Source organism: Bacteroides oleiciplenus YIT 12058 (genome assembly GCF_000315485.1).
In the GTDB taxonomy this organism is placed as follows: domain Bacteria; phylum Bacteroidota; class Bacteroidia; order Bacteroidales; family Bacteroidaceae; genus Bacteroides; species Bacteroides oleiciplenus.
Genome location: NZ_JH992941.1, coordinates 1,569,106 through 1,589,078 on the forward strand (window position 1 = coordinate 1,569,106; position 19,973 = coordinate 1,589,078).

The window sequence follows — 19,973 nt, forward strand, 5'->3', positions numbered from 1 at the left end:
CATGAAAATCAAACTTTACTTATTTATTCTGTTTATAACCGCCCTGTCGGTTCATTTATCCGCCAATCCAATTAGCAGTCTACTCGAAAGAATAGATCGTGGCGCATCGAAGAAATTCATCATAGAACTGAAATCCGGTGCCGAGAAAGACTTTTTTGAACTGGACCAGAAAGGCAATAAAGTTGTTGTACGTGGCAATAACTATGTGAATATAGCAACTGGCATCAACTGGTATCTGAAATACTACGCCGGCATCCACCTCTCCTGGAACGGTATGCAGGCACAGCTTCCTCCGGCATTGCCGCCTGTTTCCCAAAAAGAGCGCCACGAAACCTCTCTTTCGCTACGCTACGATTTCAATTACTGTACCTACTCTTACACCATGGCTTTCTGGGACTGGGAGCGTTGGGAGCGCGAACTCGACTGGATGGCTCTGCATGGCATCAACATGCCTTTGGCAGCAGTGGGGCAGGAGTGCATCTGGCGGAATATGCTCCAGAAACTGGGCTATACTAAAGAAGAAATAAACCGTTTCATTGCCGGCCCCGCCTTTCTGGCCTGGTGGGCTATGAATAATCTGGAAGGATGGGGCGGACCCAATCCCGACTCTTGGTATGCACAACAGGAAGTTTTGCAGAAGAAGATCCTGAAACGTATGCGTGAATATGGTATTAAACCCGTATTCCCCGGATATTCGGGCATGGTTCCCCATGATGCCGACGAGAAGTTAGGTCTGAACCTGACGAAGTCCGATTTGTGGAACGGTTTCACGCGCCCCGCTTTCCTGCAACCCACTGATACCCGTTTTGCCGAGATAGCCAACTTATACTATCGTGAACAGGAAAAACTCTTCGGCAAGGCCGATTACTACTCCATGGACCCTTTCCATGAAGCCGAAAACGCTGCTTCGGTAGATTTCGATGCGGCGGGTAAAGCTATCATGCAAGCCATGAAGAAAGTTAATCCGAAAGCCACTTGGGTGGTGCAGGGCTGGACGGAAAACCCGCGCCCCGAGATGATAGAGAACATGAAGAACGGAGATTTGCTGATACTGGATTTATTCAGTGAATGCCGCCCCATGTGGGGAATTCCTTCTATCTGGAAGCGTGATAAGGGTTACGAGCAGCACGACTGGCTATTCTGTATGCTGCTGAACTTTGGCGGCAATGTAGGTCTGCACGGCCGCATGGACCAGTTGCTCGATAACTTCTACCAGACTAAGGACAATCCCCTGGCTACCCACCTGAAAGGCATCGGCCTGACAATGGAAGGCTCGGAGAATAACCCGGTAATGTTTGAACTGATGTGTGAACTCCCTTGGCGTCCCGAGAAATTCACCAAGGAGGAATGGTTGAAGGATTATCTCTTTGCCCGCTACGGTGTGAAAGACGAGAAGATAGAAAAGGCATGGACATTGCTAGCCAACTCCATCTATAATTGTCCTTTTGGTAACAATCAACAAGGGCCTCACGAGTCCATTTTCTGCGGGCGTCCTTCGATGAATAATTTCCAGGCATCGAGCTGGTCGAAGATGAAGAACTATTACGACCCTACTGTTACGGAAGAGGCTGCGCGGCTCATGCTCGAAGTAGCTGATAAATATCGTGGCAACAATAACTTTGAATACGATTTGGTGGACATCGTGCGCCAATCTCTTTCCGATAAAGGACGTATTGTCTATAACCAGACTATCGCTGACTTCAAGAGTTTTGATAAGCGTAGCTTTGCCCGCGACTCTCAGAAGTTTCTGGATATATTGCTGTTGCAGGACCGCCTTTTGGGTACCCGTAGCGAGTTCCGGGTGGGCCGTTGGATTGAACAGGCACGCAATCTGGGCACCACTCCCGAAGAAAAAGACTTGTACGAGTGGAATGCCCGCGTACAGATCACCACTTGGGGCAATCGCGTCTGTGCCGACGATGGTGGTCTGCGCGACTATGCGCATAAGGAGTGGAACGGCATTTTGCGCGACTTTTATTATAAACGTTGGGCAGCCTACTGGCAGACTCTTCAGGATCAGCTGGACGGCAAACCCGAAGTCAAACTGGATTATTATGCGATGGAAGAACCCTGGACATTGGCGAAGACCCCGTATGACTCAACTCCCGAAGGAAACAGTGTTGATGTAGCGAAGGAGGTGTTTGAAAAGGCGATGAATTGAGATAGTCCCATTAAATAATAATTAATTCCCGTTGAATATGGAAAACTCTCAACCCTCAACTTTCAATTCTCAGCCCAAAAAGCGTTTGCTTTCGCTTGACGTGCTGCGTGGGATTACTGTTGTCGGGATGATCCTCGTCAATAATTCCGGTGGAAAGCTGTCTTACGAATCCCTGCAACATTCCGCATGGAACGGACTAACGCTTTGTGACTTGGTGTTTCCGTTCTTCCTGTTCATTATGGGAATTTCCACATCTATTGCCTTGAGCAAGTTCCATTTTCAGGCTTCAGGCTCAGTAGTCCGTAAGATACTGAAACGTACTCTCATTATTCTGTGCATCGGCTGGGTCATTCACTGGTTCGACTTTATTTGCGACGGCGATTTCTCTCCTTTTGCCCATCTTCGGCTCACGGGAGTGTTACCACGCATAGCTCTGTGCTATTGTGTCGCTTCCTTTGTAGCCTTGTATGTCAATCATAAATACATCGGCTGGCTCATTGGTATCTTGCTGGCAGGTTATACCTTTTTGCTTTGCATAGGTAACGGATACGCACCGGACAGCACGAACCTGTTGGCGATTATAGACCGGAATGTGTTAGGTGCCGACCACCTTTATCATAAAAGTCCGATAGATCCGGAAGGACTTACCAGTACCTTTTCTGCTATCGCCCACACATTGATAGGCTTCTGCTGCGGAAAGCTCATCCTGGCTAAAAAAAACTTAGAACAGAAAACGCTGAAACTGTTTGTAGTCGGCTTCATCCTGATGGCATGTGGTTTCTGCCTGATGGAGGCTTTGCCACTGAACAAACGTATTTGGTCGCCCACTTTCGTACTGGTCACCTGCGGCTTGGCTGCCATGCTACAAGCTCTGTTGATTTACTTCATCGACCTGAAAGAGAAGAAAAACTGGTGCCGCTTCTTCGAGATATTCGGGGTGAATCCGTTGTTCCTTTACGTACTCAGTGAGGTGGTGGCCATCGTTATCGGGACCACCGGAAGCAAACCTGTCATTTACGAAGGAATACACTCACTGATAACCGACCCTTATCTGGCTTCTGCCGTCTATGCTATTCTTTTTACGTTGATAATGGGTGCATGCGGTTATCCGCTTTATAAAAAGAAAATCTATATAAAAATATAAATGAAACGAACTGTTTGTACATATTGCTCTATGTTATTGGTAGCCGCATCGCTGTCCTGTGTTACATCTTGTTCTCCCCCGAACGACGGGCGAGGACAAAAGTCACTGTTAGATTATGTCGATACTCGTGTCGGCACTTCTCCCAGCATCACTCACACTGCCGGTACTTTCGGCAAGAGTACCGAAGAATACGGGCAAACGCTCCCCGCAGTACTCGAACCCAACGGCATGAATTTCTGGACGCCCCAAACACGGGATACGGAACAGAAGTGCATAGCTCCTTACTACTATGTGGACTCTTTGCTGCAAGGCTTCCGCAACTCCCACTGGATTGTGGGTGGCTGTACACAGGACTATGGTTCGATGACACTTATGCCCCTTTCTACTACCCTACGCTTGCAACCGGAGGCCCGTGCCACTCGTTTTTCCCATCAGGAAGAGAAGACAACTCCGGCCTATTATTCTGTTTCCTTGTTGGATGAAGGTATTCAGGCGGAAATGACTGCCCGTTCCCGTTCTGCCATCTTCCGTTTTACTTATGATAAGGCCGGAAAAGGGTATCTGGTAGTCAATCCCAATAGTGACGAAGGAGAGGGATACATTGCCGTGGACACAGTCAACAACCAGATTTACGGATACAATCCCGTTCACCGCATTTATCAGGGCTGGGGAAAACCTGCCGGATATAGCGGGCATTTTGTGGTCGGCTTTCGGAAGAAGATTACGGACTTTGGAACATTTAAAGGGGATTCCCTGCTCCCCCATACCGCCCGGATGGAGAAAGGCGCACAGATAGGAGCCTATATCGAATTTGATGTGGAAGCGGGCGAAGAAGTGCTGGTAAAAGCAGCTTCTTCCTTCACCGGTCCGACAGAGGCGATGCTGAACCTGATTGCCGAAATTCCCCATTGGGACTTTGAACAGACGCATAAGGAGCTGAACGACATCTGGGAGCGGCAGCTCTCCTCCATCGAAGTGGAGACGGATAACCTTGCTGACAAAGAGAAGTTCTACAGTGCTTTCTATCGCGCCTCCTTCCTGCCACACACGTTCAATGATGTGGATGGAACTTATCCGGCCTTTGCCACTGGCACCCCGATACAGCAATTGCCTGCGGGAGAAACTTATTATGAAGATTATAGCATGTGGGATACCTATCGTGCCCTGCATCCGCTCGTTAATCTGCTTTTCCCCACCAAAGGGGGAGACATGATGCAATCTCTGGTACATAAATATGAACAGGGCGGCTGGTTGCCTATCTTCCCTTGTTGGAACAGCTATACTGCTGCCATGATAGGCGACCATTGCATAGCTGCCATCGGTGATGCTTACATCAAAGGTATCCGCAACTTCGATATTGCAAAGGCTTATGAGGGTATGAGGAAGAATGCTTTTGAAACTCCCTCCAATCCTGCCGAATATAAAGACGGAATGGGGCGGCGTGCGTTGACTTCCTATCTGGAATATGGTTATATCCCTCTTGAAGACGGTGTACCCGATGCATTCCATACGAAGGAACAGGTTTCGCGCACCTTGGAATATGCTTATGATGACTTCGTCCTGGCACAAGTGGCAAAGGCTCTTGATAAACCGGAAGACTACCAGGCTTTGATGCAGCGTGCCGCCAATTATCGCAATGTCATCGACCCACGCACCGGATATGCGCAGGGCCGTCATGCTGACGGTACGTTCCTGAATGACGACAATGCGTTCAACTTCGCCCGCTTCATCACCGAGGGAGCTCCCTGTCACTACACCTGGTATGCGCCGCAAGACCCTTACGGACTTATGGAGTGTATGGGAGGCAAAGATAATTATGTTTCCAAACTGGACTCCATGTTCAGTGAAGGGCGCTACTGGCACGGGAATGAACCTTGTCATCAGGTTGCTTTCATGTTCAATTATGCGGGTCAGCCCTGGAAAACCCAGCGTGCCGTTCGCCACGTCATGGAAACGGAATACTTGAATGCTCCGGGCGGGCTTTCGGGTAATGATGATGCAGGGCAGATGTCAGCCTGGTATATGTTTGCTGCTATGGGATTCTATCCCGTCTGTCCCGGTACGCCCTATTATATGCTTGCCAGTCCTTCTTTCCCCAGTTTCACGCTGAATCTTGAGAATGGGAATGTATTTACCGTAAAAGCCGGGAATGCATCGGAAAAGAATATTTATATCCAGTCGGCAAAGCTGAATGGGAAACCTTATACACGTAATTATATTACCCATCAGGATATCCTGGATGGTGGAGTGATGGAGTTTGTGATGGGGCCTGAGCCCAACAAGGAGTGGGGCGCACGCCCGGAAGACTGTCCGCCGGATGTGATGAAGTAAATGATACTGTTTTAAATCTATAATAGATATACTTATGAGAGCAAAAGTATTTTTGTTTGCCCTATGCAGCATCTTACTGTTAGGAGCTTGCAGCGCCCCGAAGACCGGGGGAAACATTTATAACATTATGGACTACGGAGCCAAGGGCGACGGCAAGACCGATGACGCTGCGGCCATACAAACTGCCATTGAGGTATGCTCCAAGTCGGGCGGCGGAACGGTGCTGGTTCCGGCAGGATACACTTTCATGTGCAGCCCTTTTGCGCTGGCCTCTTTTGTAAATCTCCATCTGGAACCTAATTCCTGCCTGATTGCCAACCCCGATGAGGCGGCGTATACACTGAGCGCTTTCCGCGACAATCGCGGCGAGGGCATGATGTGGATTTACGGAAAAGACCTGAAACAAGTCTCCATCACCGGAACAGGCGTGATTGACGGGAACGGTGTTGCCTTTATGGGTAAGGAACTGGAAGACTCCTATGAACTAAAACCGGTGACCGACTTCGACCCCCGTCCGCATGTGCTGACGCTTATCAATATAGAGAAGACAGTGATTCGTGATGTAACCATCCGCAACAGTGCCTACTGGACTGTGCACCTTATCGGTTGCAACGACGCTTCCATCGACGGCATCTCCATCCTGAACGATTTGAAGATACGCAACGGCGACGGTATCGACGTGGACCATTCAAAGAACGTCCGCATAGCCAATTGCCACATCGAGTCGGGCGATGATTGCATCTGCCTGAAAAACCGCCGGGAGTTTGAGGAATACGGCTCGTGCGAGGACGTTGTGGTGACGAACTGTACCATGGTTTCCCGCTCTTGCGCTATCAAGATTGGGTCGGAGAATATGGATAAGATTAATAATGTATTATTCAATAACTGTATCATCAAGAACAGCAACCGGGGCATCGGTATCCAGAACCGTGATGAAGGGACGGTGACCAATGTGATTTTCTCCAATATGATAGTGGACTGCATGTTCTTCTCCGATGTATGGTGGGGAAAAGCGGAACCTATTTACGTGACTTCCTATCCGCGTGCCGTGGGCAATCATAAGGATGCCGGCTGGCGTTTCCCGAAGGGAGCCACTGAGGGACGTTGCGGAGAGGTGAGCCGTATCTATTTCACAAACATCAAGTGTACCAGCGAGAACGGCATCTTTGTAGGCGGCGATACGCCCGATAAAGTGAACCATATCTATTTTGAGGATGTGAACCTGTTGTTACAGAAGCGTACGGCGTATGAGGGCGGCATTTATGATAAGCGTCCCTGTGTAGGCGAAGGATTCGTGCATGATAAGACGTACGGGATTTATATTGATACGGCCTCTGACATTCTGATAGATGATTGTGCAGTTACCTGGGGCGATATCCGGCCGGACCTTGCGGCAGAAGGTATCGGGCAGAAGAATGTGACTAATCTGAAGATTAGTGATTAGCGTTTAGTGATAAGTGATTCCCTCTTCCTAACAAATAATCAAAGCTGTAATTATGAAACAATATATTATAACTATCCTGTGTTTATTATGCGGTCTCTTCGCCCGTTCCCAGTTCGCATTAACCCCCGAACAAGCAGGAAGCATCTACTATGCTTACCCCGCTCCGTCCGGAGTTTCCACTCCCGTTCCGGCAGGATATGAGGCTTTCTACATCAGTCACTACGGTCGCCACGGCTCCCGTTGGATGACGGCGGATGAACGCTATACGGAAGTCGTCTCTGTTTTCGACTCTCTCTATCAATGCTCCGAACTCACTCCCCTCGGAATAGATGTCCGTGAACGTCTGCACAAAGTCTGGGAAGACGCTCGAGGGTGTAGTGGTAGCATCACCCCGCTTGGCGAACGCCAGCACCGTGAGATAGCCGAACGGATGTATCACAGCTTCCCACAGGTATTCCGTGGAGATGCGCACATCGACGCCCGTTCGTCCACTTCCCTTCGCTGTGCTATGAGCATGAGCTACTTCACCGAACGTCTGAAAGAATTGAACCCCGCCCTGCACATAGACCGCAGAGCCTATCACCGCTACATGGATTATATCGCTTACACTTCCCCCGAAGGTGAGAAGTTCGCTTCCGAAAAGGCCCCATGGCGGCGTGGCTTCAGGGAGTTTGAGAAGAAGAATGTCCGTCCGGAACGCCTGATGGCTTCCCTGTTTGTAAACCCTGCTGTGATAACTAATCAGGACGCCATGATGCGAAGCCTTTACTGGATTGCGGCTGATATGCAGAATGTAGAATTGAATTTGTCACTCTATGATATCTTTGAGTATGAGGAACTGATAGGCGTCTGGAAAACGGTGAATGCCCGTATGTACGTCTGCAATGCTGCCGCTCCGTTGAATGGTGGTTTGATGCCTCGTTGTGCCGTCCCTTTGTTGCGCAATATTCTGGAGAGTGCGGATGCCGCCATCAAGAAGGGAACTCCTGCGGCAGATCTTCGTTTCGGGCATGATACCCATCTCATCCGTCTGCTTGCTTTGATGCAGATAGAAGGATGCAGCAATCAGGAGACGGATATGGAGAAGTTCCACCTGGCATGGCAGGATTATCGTGTTTCTCCGATGGGGGCCAACCTGCAACTGGTTTTCTATCGCAACGGGAAAAACGATGTATTAGTGAAGTTCCTGTTGAATGAGAATGAGGTGACTTTGCCGATAAAGGGTGGAAAGGTTCTCTATTACTCATGGGAAGAGGCTAAAGCGTTCTTGGGGAAGCAGGTGGAATAGTTATTCCTGCTTCATCGCCTTCCTGCTTTAAATAATGCTGTATAATCAAATAAAATTAGCCTGTGGTCTGAAAAAGATTACAGGCTTTTTTGTTACTTTGCAGTAATCAATGAATAATATACTATGAAAGTAGAATGAGTATGACAAAGAAAGAATCACTAAAACTATTTGAGGATAGAAAAGTACGTACCGTTTGGGACGATGAGCAAGAGAAATGGTATTTTGCCATCGTGGACGTAGTAGCGGTTTTGACCGATAGCAGTAACCCTCAAACTTATTGGCGTGTACTGAAAAAGAGGTTATTATCGGAAGGAAACGAAACCGTTACAAATTGTAACGGTTTGAAAATGCAAGCTGCTGACGGTAAAATGAGAATGACGGATGTAGCAGATACAGAACAGCTTTTCCGACTGATACAGTCCATCCCTTCACCCAAGGCAGAACCTTTCAAGCAATGGATGGCGCGAGTTGCCAGTGACAGGGTAGACCAGTTGCAAGATCCGGAGCTTTCAATAGACCAAGCCATCATGGATTACAAACGGTTGGGATATTCTGATAATTGGATAAACCAGCGAATCAAAAGTATTGAAGTACGCAAAGAGCTTACTGATGAATGGCAACGTAGCGGGGTAAGTGGCCCTCAATACGCTTCACTGACGGATATAATCACCAAGGAGTGGAGTGGGCGCACCACCAAGGAGTACAAGAATATGAAGGGCCTGAAAAAGGAGAATCTCCGTGATAACATGACAAACGTAGAGCTTGCCCTGAATACACTTGCCGAAGCCTCTACAACGGAAATATCAAAAGACAGGAACCCAAAAGGTTTTAATCAAAACGCGGCTGTAGCCCAAAGTGGTGGCAGTGTTGCCAAAGCAGCACGGCAACAACTTGAATCGCAACTTGGACGCTCTGTTATTTCATCGACAAAGGCTAAAGATTATTTGCTTCCTGATAGTGAGAAACCGAAAGATGAAGAATAAGAACAAGGATTATTCCTGCTTCATCCCCCTCCCATAAACTACTTGTTTGCCTGCCCCGTAGCGCATCAGTAGCCCACGGTCGATAAAACCGTTCAGTTCTTTCAGGGCGCATTTCTTGTCGCATCCCGTCAGCCGGCAATAGTCGGCACGGGTGAGGCAGGGGTATTTTTCCAAATGGCTATTAATTATTTCCAGGCATTTGTCCATATCGCGTTCTCCTCTGTGGGGACGGGTAAAAGATTCACCGCGTTGTGGCTCTATTTTCCAGTGCACTTCTTTCTTGAACTGGCTGCTCGGACGGTAATTGATATTTTTTAATTTGATGGACTGTGCATGCACATCCTTTTTCTTCATGACAGGAGGTCCCTGCAAGGATACGGAGAAATAACCGATATCTCCCATCTCCACAATCCATCCGTCGGCAAGCAAATCTCTCAATTCATCCTGAAAAGACTGCATGGCGCCTGCAAGCAAGCTGCGGCTCAAGCCTGTGAATTTGTGAACACGGTCCAGAAATTCATCCTGACCGATAGTTCCCCTGATAACTACACGGGGGTGAAGTGGCTGTTGTTCGCCTGTTTGCTGTATGTCGGGCGTTTCATAAAGGTCATACTCTAAGCTCATAATCGTAATTGTTTTATATAGGCATTCTGATGTATCCCGCTGCCTGTTGGGATGTGACTCATTCGCTACTTTTGTTTCGTTCCACTACAGTGTACTTTGCGTTCCACTATAGTGGTCCGCAAGGTGCACTATAGTTTCCCTTGCGGACCACTATAGTGGAACGAACTCGCATTAGGCAACAAAGATAATTAGATTAGGTAGAAAAAGAAATAAAAGTAGGGGGATTATTGCATTTAAGTGTATCTTCACAATTACTTTATACTTTAAGAGTATCTGCCATGCTCAGCATGACAGATAGTGTGAGTAATTTGCTTTTCATTGGCAGTTGTTTTTGTTTAGAAAGCCCTGTATCCGATTTATCGTTTTGGGTTCCGTAAATCGCAATACAGGGCTGGGAAGCCTTTTTAAACTTTAAATATGATATGCCGGCTTTTGCTTGTTTTTATATTAATAACCGAAATTCTGTTCCCAATTGGTATTAGTCTCCATTTCGCCAAGTGGAATAGGCATTACGCGACGCCATAATTCAGTCTTGGCACCGGGATTGGCTGTATTTTTGAATCCCCAGTCATTCTCAAACTGTCCGAAGCGTATCAGGTCTTGACGTCTCCACATCTCGCAGATGAACTCACGACCGCGTTCGTCGAGAATATCTTGCAAGGTAGGCGTTCCTGTTACATGGGGGGCACCGGCACAATCACGTACTTCATTCATCAACGAAGCTGCCGTATGGCCCATTGTAGGAGTGGCACCGCGAAGGATAGCTTCTGCCTTGGACAACAGGATGTCGGCATAACGGAAGATGGGTATGTCGTTTCCACCGAAGCGATCGCGGTCAGTATAATCTTCGGCAATAGAAGGATATTTCCCTAAATGATACCCCTTCATGAGGTTGGCTGTTTCTGAATCTGCACCGACGTTCAGTTGATTGATAGGTGTTACTTGATTTACTATTAATTCAATTTCCTTGGTATAGGCTACTTGCTGGCCGTTGAACATGATGGGAGTATTGGTGAACTCAAAGTTTACCGGACTGGTTGCATACTGGGGACCTCCGAGAATCATCAGGTTACGTTCGTCGCCTGGAAGGTTGAAGCGATCCACACATTCGGGTATTAGCAGATAAACTCCTGCTACGGACTTGGCGGGAATGAATCCCCACGGACCTATATTACAATTATTAGCTTTCTTGAATGTCATGAAACGGTCGAGTTGATGTCCGCCCACATATCTGGTCGGTACTTTTACCGGATCAAAATCCATCGCATAGATGAAGTCCTTGATGTGAACACCGTTATTGGGGAAGAACTTCTTGCGATAGCCCTTGCCGACCTCGAATATTCCGGATTCGATGATGTCATCGCATACGGCTACGAGTTCATTCAGTTTTTCATTGGGGGTATCATTGGTAACCTTAGTGACATCACCGCACGTGTACACACCCCAGTTCAGGTAGAGTTTGGCAAGCAGTGCCTTGGCCATCCATTTGTTGGGTCGACCGTAAGTGTCGGCATTGTTCTCTTCGGTAAGTTGAGGTATGATTTCAAGAAGTTCGCTTTCTATGAAGCGGGCTACATCGGCACGGGGAGCGCGTTCTATAACTTCACCTTCTTCGGGGGTGTGACTCATCAAAGGTACATCTCCATAGAGGTCTATCATCATGAAATGGTAAAACGCACGAATGGCACGTACCGGAGCCACAATGTCGTCTTTGCCCTCAGGACCTCCAATTTCCACAATCACGCTGTTGCAATAAGAGATGCCCGACTTTAAGTCACCCATTTGCCCTACTCCCGGGGTGTCGGGTTTCAGGTCATGAATGGAGGGGTTGGCTAAACGACCGTTGTCATAGTAACTACCGTTAAAAGATACTCCCATCAATTCGTCTCCCTGGAGCATAACGCCTTCCCAGTAGTTGCGGCCCAGTCCTGCTTCGTTACGGAGGTAGTAGTAGCAAGCTTCGAGTTTGGCACTTGTTGCAATGGGATTATCAGGATAAGTCGTGTACTGGGTTTTGATATCTGTATCAAGGTCAGTGCAGGCAGTGGCGCCGGCAAGTACACCCGAAAGTAATAAAAGCTTTATATATGGTTTCATAATTGACTTATTTATTAAAAGTTAATAGTTGCACCTACCAGGAATTGGCGGGTACGTGGATAGTGATCGCTACGTGTATCGCATCCCGGAGTTTCACCTCCAAGGTTGATTTCCGGGTCACGTCCCTTATAACCAGTCAGAGTGAATACATTGTTGCAGGAAGCGTAGATACGCACATCGCGGAGCCAACCGTTGAAGTTACGGAAAGTATATCCTACCGTAAGGGTTGACAGACGGAAGTAGCTACCATCCTCAAGATAGCGGTCGGACGGAAGTGAGGAGAATACATCGGTCGCTTTCTGTTCCGATACGATGGATTTCATAACATTCTTGCCTTCAGTAATGTTAGCGATGTTGCTGAAGAAAGCGCGGGGCTCGTTGAATATCTTTTGTCCGAACACTCCGGTAAAGAATGCGTTTAGGTCCCAATTCTTATACGTAAGGTTGTTATTCCATCCCATCGTCAGTTTGGGTTGTGCGTTGCCTACGATAGTGCGATCCTTTTCAGCGGGAGTGCTAGTGGTTTCACCTGTACGTTCGCCGGTCTTTTCATCACGTACATAGAATTGCGATGCTCCGCCTTCATTATAACCTGCCCATTCCCACATGTAGAAGGTACCAATCGGTTCACCTTCTATAATGCGCTGGATGGTGGCGGTAGAGGCACCGGGCAACTCAGGATTGTAACGATTCAGTACACCTGCGTTATACTCTTGGTTGGAGAGGCTTACAATCTTATTACGGTTGTGAGAGAGATTGAGTGATGTGTCCCAACTGAAGTTGCGTCCCCGGATGGGAGTTGCGTTCAAAGTCAGTTCTATACCGCGGTTGTTCATTTCACCTACGTTGGCTATTATCCAGCCTACAGGATAATAACTTGTAGAAACGGGATATGACCAGATCATGTCCTTGGTTGTCTTGTTGTAGTACTCGATAGTACCGTTGATGCGACCTCCGAGGAATGAGAAGTCGATACCGAGGTTCAACATAGTGGTCGTTTCCCATTTGAGATCGTTGTTAACGTTACGTGCCGCGTTCAAACTCTTGTAACTGCTTTCCTTGCCTGTTTCCGGGTCGGTATAGATGAAACGGCTACCGCCTTGATAGTAGAAACGTGAGGTATAAATGTCAAATCCCATAGCATTACCGCTCTGTCCCCATCCAGCACGCAGCTTTAAGTCGTCGAAAATGCCGAGGTCTTTAATGAAATCTTCCTCAGAAAGACGCCATGCCACTGCACCCGACGGGAAAGTAGCCCATCTGTGGTTGCTACCGAATGTAGACGAACCATCACGACGTACGGCTGCCTGAAGGATATACTTACTTTTGTATGAGTAGTTTGCACGGCCGTAAAATGAAATCATGCGGATGGTTGAGAGTGTATTGGCCCATACGGGATCTTCATCCCATGAGTTGGCCATACCGATGTTGTTCCACCAAAGAGAGTCGTCGTAGAAGTTGTAGCCTCTTGCACCGAAACCTTCGCCGTTGTTTTGCTCTTCCCATGAGTAACCAACCATCAGACCGAGTTTATGGGCATCATTGAAAGTCTTATCATAATTTCCATAGATTTCCATCAGTTTCTTGATATCCTCGGTGGTATTGCGGCTGGTCTCTCCTCCGCGATTGTTAGTCTGCGATTCGTGAGAATAGTAATCTTTGTAGCTGTAATTTTGATTCTCATAAGAGAAATTAGCACTTAGGATAAGGTCATCAATAATTTTTAAGCTAGCCTTACCTGTGGCTTGTATACGCTTGTAAGTTGCCCGACTTTCGTCTTCATAAATTAGTGCCAACGGGTTGTAGTTTTGAGAGATTCCCATATCCTTGTACCAAGTTCCGTCTTCATTTCGGGTGGGTACAAGGGGTGAGTAATAGTACATTGCGTTGTAAACCGATGCACCCTGACCGCCACGAGGTACACCCCATTCGTTGCGGACGTTACCGTTGAGTCCTACGGCAAGGGTTAGGCGGTCTTTGAGGGTTTTGGTTTCAACATAGGTGCGGGCAGTGAAAAGGTTGTTTCCTACACCTTTGATGATTCCGTCGCGTTCAATGTAGTTGACACTGGCATTGTAGGTGGTACTTTTGTTACCACCAGTAATTGAGAGATTGTGGTTATGGGCGAAACCGGTACGTTGTACTTCTTCTGCCCAGTTGGTGTTGGCACCTTTATCATTAGCAATGGTCAGATTGTTCTCTTTGGCATAAGCGCGCAGCTCGTTAGCGCTCATCATTTCGTGGTCATTGTGAATCTTTTCCCAAGATACATAACCGCTATAGGTTACACGTGCAGGGCCATCTTGCCCACGTTTGGTAGTAACCATGATGACGCCGTTTGCTGCCTTTGAACCATAAATGGCGGTAGCTGACGCATCGCGGAGCACATCGATAGATTCGATGTCACTGGGTGCGATGAGATTGAGATTTACACCGGGAATACCGTCAACTACGTAAAGGGGAGATGCTGAACCGTTAAGGGTGGAAGCACCACGTAGTGTAAGTGAATTGACACCCCCGTTAGGGTCGGAGTTCTGGACAATAACCAGGCCGGGAACTTTACCCTGAAGTAATTGACCGGGATCGGTGTAGGCACCCACGTTGAGGTCTTTGGATTTCACCGTGGAGATTGAACTGGTGACATCCTTACGGGAAATGCTACCGTAGCCGATTACCACTACTTCGTCCAACAATTCAGTATCTTCACTCATTGTTATATCGATGACGTTTTGGGTTACTTTTACGTCCTGTCTGCTATAACCTATAAAAGAGAAGATAAGTGTTTTCCCTTTTTCTATACTTAGGGTGTATTTACCGTCGATATCGGTAATGCAACCGTTGGTGGTACCGGCCTCCAATACATTGACACCGATTAGCGGTTCGCCTGCCTTGTCTGTTACAGTACCAGTCACCTTGTTCTGGGCGAATGCTAAGGTACTACTTAGCAAGAACACTACAAAGAGTACGCTTTGTGCAAATGTTCTCTTTCTTTTTAATTGTACATTCAGCATAAAATAAAGTTTTAGTTATAAAATAATCCTCTTTTTCTATATTTATAAATATTATTCTGGTGACAAAAGTAGGCTTAGCCTATTTCAAATATATTTCATTAATATTGCAAATGTCTGTAATGTTTTGATGTATAAATAATTAGTGGAGTGAAGGGCGAAAGAGTATTTGCTTTATATTACTATCTTTAGGTAGATGTAATGTAAAGAATATGGGTGAAAATTTAATGCTGTCCTCAATTGTAGATGCCAGCTCAGGGAAAAAACGGAAAAATGTCTTTGCCTCCATAGTATTTTAGATTTTGATTACTGCAAATCTAAGCGAATAAGGCAGAAGACAGGGAGAAAATGATGCAAAATAGGGGGAAAATAGTGAACTGTACCTTTTTCTTTAGTTATCCCGCCCAGTCTTCCCTGTCCAAGTTCCTGTAGCCGATGGCTTCTGCCAGATGTGAGGACTGTATGAGTTCACTGTTTTCGAGATCGGCGATGGTGCGTGCTACTTTCAGTATACGATCGTAGGCACGGGCGGAAAGATTGAGCCGGTTCATTGCAGTCTTTAATAGTGTGAGCCCCTTTTCATCCGGACGGGCATAGAGAGAAAGTAGCTTACTGCTCATTTGTGCATTGCAGTAAATCCCGGGGATGTCTGCATATCTGTTTTCCTGAATTCGGCGAGCGTGTATCACACGTTCGCGTATGACGGCACTTGCTTCTCCCGGTCGTGCATCGGACATCTTCTCGAAAGGAACAGGTACTACTTCTATTTGCAGGTCAATGCGGTCGAGCAAGGGGCCTGATATACGATTCAGGTATTTTTGTACCTGTCCCGGACTGCATACACAAGCCTTAGTGGGATGGTTATAGTATCCGCAAGGGCAGGGGTTCATAGATGCCACCAGCATGAAACTGGCCGGATACTCCACATTGCTTTTCACACGAGAGATCGTAATCTTGCGGTCTTCTAGCGGTTGACGGAGAACTTCCAGTACGCTGCGATTGAATTCAGGCAGTTCATCCAGAAACAAAATTCCATTGTGGGCAAGGCTGATTTCTCCCGGTTGTGGATAACTGCCTCCGCCGGTCATGGCGACTGTTGAGATGGTATGGTGCGGGTCGCGGAACGGACGCTTCGAGATGAGTCCTGCATTCTCTTGTAGTCTGCCCGCAACGGAATGTATCTTGGTTGTTTCAAGGCTTTCTCCCAGGGATAAGGGTGGCAGGATGGAAGGGAATCGCTTGGCAAGCATGGACTTTCCACTGCCGGGTGCACCGATGAGAAGAATATTATGTCCGCCAGCCGAGGCAACTTCGAGTGCACGTTTCACATTCTCCTGTCCTTTCACATCAGCGAAGTCCAGGTCAAAGTTACTCTGTTGTGCATAAAACTCTTCACGGGTGTCGACTATGGTAGGAGTAAGTTCTTGTTCGCCGTTGAAGAACTCGATCACTTCCTTGATATTCTCAACTCCATATACCTTGATTTTATTGACTACTGCCGCTTCACGAGCATTCTGACGGGGAACAATAACCCCTTCAAATCCTAATTCCCAGGCCTTGATGGCTATGGGCAAGGCGCCTTTTATGGGTTGCAAACTACCGTCCAGACTTAGTTCACCCATCATCAGGTAGCGGTTCAATTTATCAGACTGGATTACTTCTCCGGCAGCAAGCATACCTATGGCAAGCGGGAGGTCGTATGCAGACCCTTCTTTCCGAATATCCGCAGGCGCCATATTGATAACGATGTTACTGGTTGGTATCCGGTAACCATTGACCTGCAATGCAGAAATAATACGTTGATGGCTTTCCTTGACGGCAGAATCAGGCAGCCCGACAAGATAGAACATGCAACCTCGTGAACTGTTTACTTCAATTGTAATGAGGGTTGCATCAATGCCTTGCACAGCCGCTCCAAAAACTTTGATTAGCATAGTAGTAGTGTATGAATTAAAAACTGAACGGGAAGTGAGGGGCTGATAAGAGGCTCTGCGCTTAGCGTCGTGTTGAATTTCTGGTGGTCTTTTTCTCCTTTTCTTTTTCTTCCTTTATTTCTTTCAGCTTCTTCTCGATTGCCTTTTCATCCAGATCTTTAGCTTCTATCTTTCCGTTAGGACTGATAAGTATATTGGTAGGAAGCTTTTGTATGGCGAATAGTTTGACGACTTCTCCATTCCAACCGGAGAAGTCGCAGACTTGTTCCCATTTCAAAGTATCCTTTTTGATGGTTTCTTTCCACGTCTTTTCATCCAGATCGAGAGATACACCCATTAACTTGAAGTCCTTGTTTTTCTGTTCTTTCTTATAGATACGACGGAACATGGCATTTGCTTCCCGGCTAATGGTGTCCCATGAAGCCCAGAATTGCATTAACAAATATTGGTCGTTCTTACTGGAGCGGGTTACCTCTTTACCCTCCGCATTGCGCAGGCGGAAGTATGGTGCTGCTTTTCCAACAGCCACTTTCTCATCTTCATCAATGCGGTTCAATAACGCTTGCATATACGGGCGGTCTTTCAGCTCTCCGGTCATGCGGTCTGCCAGCATTTTGATGCGCTCTATGTCCGGTTGCAAAGCCTGCACGAAGTATTTATCCAATAAATAGATGCTGACTAATGAAGCGGGATGGTCTTTGATGAAGTTTTCGGCTTTTTCTTCCAAAGCTTTCACCGATGGTGTACCCAGTCCTTTTAGTTCCTGGTTGAAAGCGGTCAGTTCCACATTGGGAGTATTACCGTTTATTTGTAGGGAAGATAGCTCGGCGTTGGAACCTTTTATCTGTATCTTATTTCCTTTATCCAGGAAAAGCGGATATTCCGTACCGTCGTTGAATAACAAGATCGTCGTTACCAGTGTATCGGCAGAGAGTGTAGCGGAGAATTTATCTTCTTCGACCACCAGCGTATCCATGCGGTCGTACATTCTGTCTGCCCCATATAAATATAGGGTGTCACTTCCCAATCCCTTGATTTCTCCGCTGAGGGTGATTGCATCGGTTTTCTTTCCGCCACAGGCTGACAGGCCGATTAATAAAAGATATAATAGACAGAGTTTCTTCATTTCTAAATACTTTTTCGCGAAAGTACGGCTTTTGCGGATAATAAAAAAGAAATGCCCGACATTTCTCAATGGCGGGCATTCTATAAAAAAACATTCGTTGTATGAAAACACTAATTAAATTAGTGCAAATTTTTATTGGATAATGCTCATGAAATCTGCATTTGTGAAGTACTTAGCAAATTCCAGGTCAGAAGCTGCTTTCTTAGCCAGTGACGGTTCTTTTGCAATAGCATTCTTCAAGCTGCTGGTTACCATAGAAGCATTGTTGGTTCTTGCACCCAACACAGCCATCAGGTATTCAGTATAAGCGTCCGGTTTTTCTACACCTGCCAATGTGCTCTTAGCTTTGTTGTAGTCCTTAGCCAGGATTTGTGCCAAAGCTGCACTGTTGGTTTTTGTGCTGCCGAATGCGCTAACAGCCTTGTCATACTGACCTTGAGCAATGTACAGGTTACCCAGAGCTTCGTTCAATTCTTTTGCACCGGAAGCTTTGCCCAGATAAGATTCTGCAGCAGCCTTGTCACCCTTAATCAGAGCAATCAAACCCAAGTTCATGTTAACTTCAGGAGCGTTGTTGATAGAAGCAGCTTTCTTGAAGTAGCTTTCAGCTTTGTCAACGTTACCTGCCTGATAAGCCAACTTACCTAAGTTGTTATAAGCACGGTAATCATTTGGATAAATCTGAGTAGCTTTCATGAAGATAGCTTCTTGCTTAGCAGGGTCGTTAGTCAACGTAGTTGCATACAGCAATTCTTCGATATTCAGTTGCTTAGCATCAGAGTTAGCCAGATTAGCGATTTCTTCGTCAGACTTACCGATGATCTCATAGTTCAAAGTCAAACGAGAACGACGCAATTGCGGCAAAATGTCGTCAGCCAAATTCTTGTAAACAGAAGAGATGTTTTTGATTTCCTGTTCTCTTTGTTCAGGGTCAGAGTACATAGACAGAACGCGAAGGATTAATTCCTTATCCTGAATATTGGATTTAGATACCAGTTCCTGGAAACCTTCCCAGTCCTGAGCAGTGTATTTAGTATCGATAGCAGCGTCTACCTTTGCTTTCTTCAAGTTTTGGTTGATAACCTTTGCAGTGTTATCCTGACGGTTTTCGGCCAACTTAGTATTCAAGCCTACACCACCATCGGGAGATGCATAAGCAGAAACTTCAATGTTGCTGATCTTCTTGTTTACAGCAGCGTCTACGTTCTTCACTTCTTCGTTGAATTCCTTTGCGGTTTTCAGCTCACCAGAGCGAATGTTAGCTTGCTGAATCAAGAACATGATGTTAGCGTCATGTTTCTCTTTGATGATACGTTGGAAAGCATCGTCACCATTAGCGGGATTAGCGCTACCCAGTGTTTGCTCAACCAATTCGGAAGTAGAAATCACACCATCAGCTACTTTTACAGCAGGAATAGTAATAGTTTTCTTACCGATTGTGGCTTTGAATTCCAGATACAACTCTGATTTAGCCATTTCGGGAACGTAGTCGAAAGAAGTTTTCATGGTGTAGTTACCGCCCATCTTGTAAGAGATGGTTTGGTCGTTACCTTCTACTTTTTCTCCCTGGAACAAGGCAGACTGTCCTTTAGCTTCTCCACCGTTCCATCTCAGAACCGGAGTCACTTCTACTACAGCTTTCTTGTTGAAATACTTTTCGGGGAACTTTCCGTTAATAGTGGCAGGAACTTTGCCACCAATAGCTTCAAGAACCTGAGGAGTTACGGTGAAATAATCAGAAGACAATTCACCCATTTTGCTGCTACATGATGAAAGAGCAACAACCAGTGCCATTAACAAAGGCAGATACAATTTCTTAGTCATTCTTAGGTA

12 protein-coding genes are annotated in these 19,973 nt (G+C 46.7%); 6 read left to right on the forward strand and 6 right to left on the reverse strand.

The genetic code is table 11. The features are described from left to right. The first annotated feature begins 1 nt into the window (after position 1). The 6 genes from HMPREF9447_RS13490 (at position 2) to HMPREF9447_RS13515 (ending at position 9,351) form a co-directional block, all read left to right on the forward strand. A complete protein-coding gene (locus HMPREF9447_RS13490; RefSeq protein WP_009130300.1) occupies positions 2-2,161 on the forward strand; it encodes an alpha-N-acetylglucosaminidase in 2,160 nt (719 codons plus the stop codon). A gap of 37 nt (positions 2,162-2,198) precedes the next feature. Beyond that, complete coding sequence (locus HMPREF9447_RS13495; RefSeq protein ID WP_009130301.1) at positions 2,199-3,305, forward strand: acyltransferase family protein; 1,107 nt, start codon at positions 2,199-2,201, stop codon at positions 3,303-3,305. After that, complete coding sequence (locus HMPREF9447_RS13500; RefSeq protein WP_009130302.1) at positions 3,306-5,636, forward strand: GH92 family glycosyl hydrolase; 2,331 nt, start codon at positions 3,306-3,308, stop codon at positions 5,634-5,636. 34 nt (positions 5,637-5,670) lie between these two features. Beyond that, positions 5,671-7,080, forward strand: coding sequence for a glycoside hydrolase family 28 protein (locus tag HMPREF9447_RS13505; protein WP_009130303.1), 1,410 nt, complete (start codon positions 5,671-5,673; stop codon positions 7,078-7,080). Positions 7,081-7,132: 52 nt separating this feature from the next. Next, positions 7,133-8,368, forward strand: a complete 1,236-nt coding sequence (locus tag HMPREF9447_RS13510; protein WP_009130304.1) for a histidine-type phosphatase — start codon at positions 7,133-7,135, stop codon at positions 8,366-8,368. A 140-nt stretch (positions 8,369-8,508) separates the two neighbouring features. Further along, entirely contained in the window at positions 8,509-9,351 is an 843-nt protein-coding gene (locus HMPREF9447_RS13515) for a BRO-N domain-containing protein (RefSeq protein WP_009130305.1), read from the forward strand. A gap of 9 nt (positions 9,352-9,360) precedes the next feature. Here the strand turns inward: HMPREF9447_RS13515 and HMPREF9447_RS13520 are convergent, their stop codons facing one another. The 6 genes from HMPREF9447_RS13520 to HMPREF9447_RS13545 all read right to left on the reverse strand — a co-directional run bounded on the left by HMPREF9447_RS13520 (position 9,361) and on the right by HMPREF9447_RS13545 (position 19,964). Further along, positions 9,361-9,975 carry an HU family DNA-binding protein gene (locus HMPREF9447_RS13520; protein WP_009130306.1) on the reverse strand — a complete coding sequence of 205 codons (615 nt, stop codon included), beginning with the start codon at positions 9,973-9,975 and terminating at the stop codon, positions 9,361-9,363. Positions 9,976-10,422: 447 nt separating this feature from the next. Next, positions 10,423-12,072, reverse strand: a complete 1,650-nt coding sequence (locus tag HMPREF9447_RS13525; RefSeq protein WP_009130307.1) for a RagB/SusD family nutrient uptake outer membrane protein — start codon at positions 12,070-12,072, stop codon at positions 10,423-10,425. A gap of 14 nt (positions 12,073-12,086) precedes the next feature. Then, positions 12,087-15,083, reverse strand: a complete 2,997-nt coding sequence (locus HMPREF9447_RS13530; protein ID WP_009130308.1) for a SusC/RagA family TonB-linked outer membrane protein — start codon at positions 15,081-15,083, stop codon at positions 12,087-12,089. Between the two features lie 392 nt (positions 15,084-15,475). Continuing rightward, positions 15,476-17,014: a YifB family Mg chelatase-like AAA ATPase gene (locus HMPREF9447_RS13535; protein WP_009130309.1), complete on the reverse strand. Its 1,539-nt coding sequence runs from the start codon at positions 17,012-17,014 to the stop codon at positions 15,476-15,478. Positions 17,015-17,075: 61 nt separating this feature from the next. Next, complete coding sequence (locus tag HMPREF9447_RS13540; protein ID WP_009130310.1) at positions 17,076-18,140, reverse strand: thioredoxin-like domain-containing protein; 1,065 nt, start codon at positions 18,138-18,140, stop codon at positions 17,076-17,078. A gap of 132 nt (positions 18,141-18,272) precedes the next feature. Next, positions 18,273-19,964, reverse strand: coding sequence for a tetratricopeptide repeat protein (locus tag HMPREF9447_RS13545; RefSeq protein ID WP_009130311.1), 1,692 nt, complete (start codon positions 19,962-19,964; stop codon positions 18,273-18,275). Between the last annotated feature and the right edge of the window lie 9 nt (positions 19,965-19,973).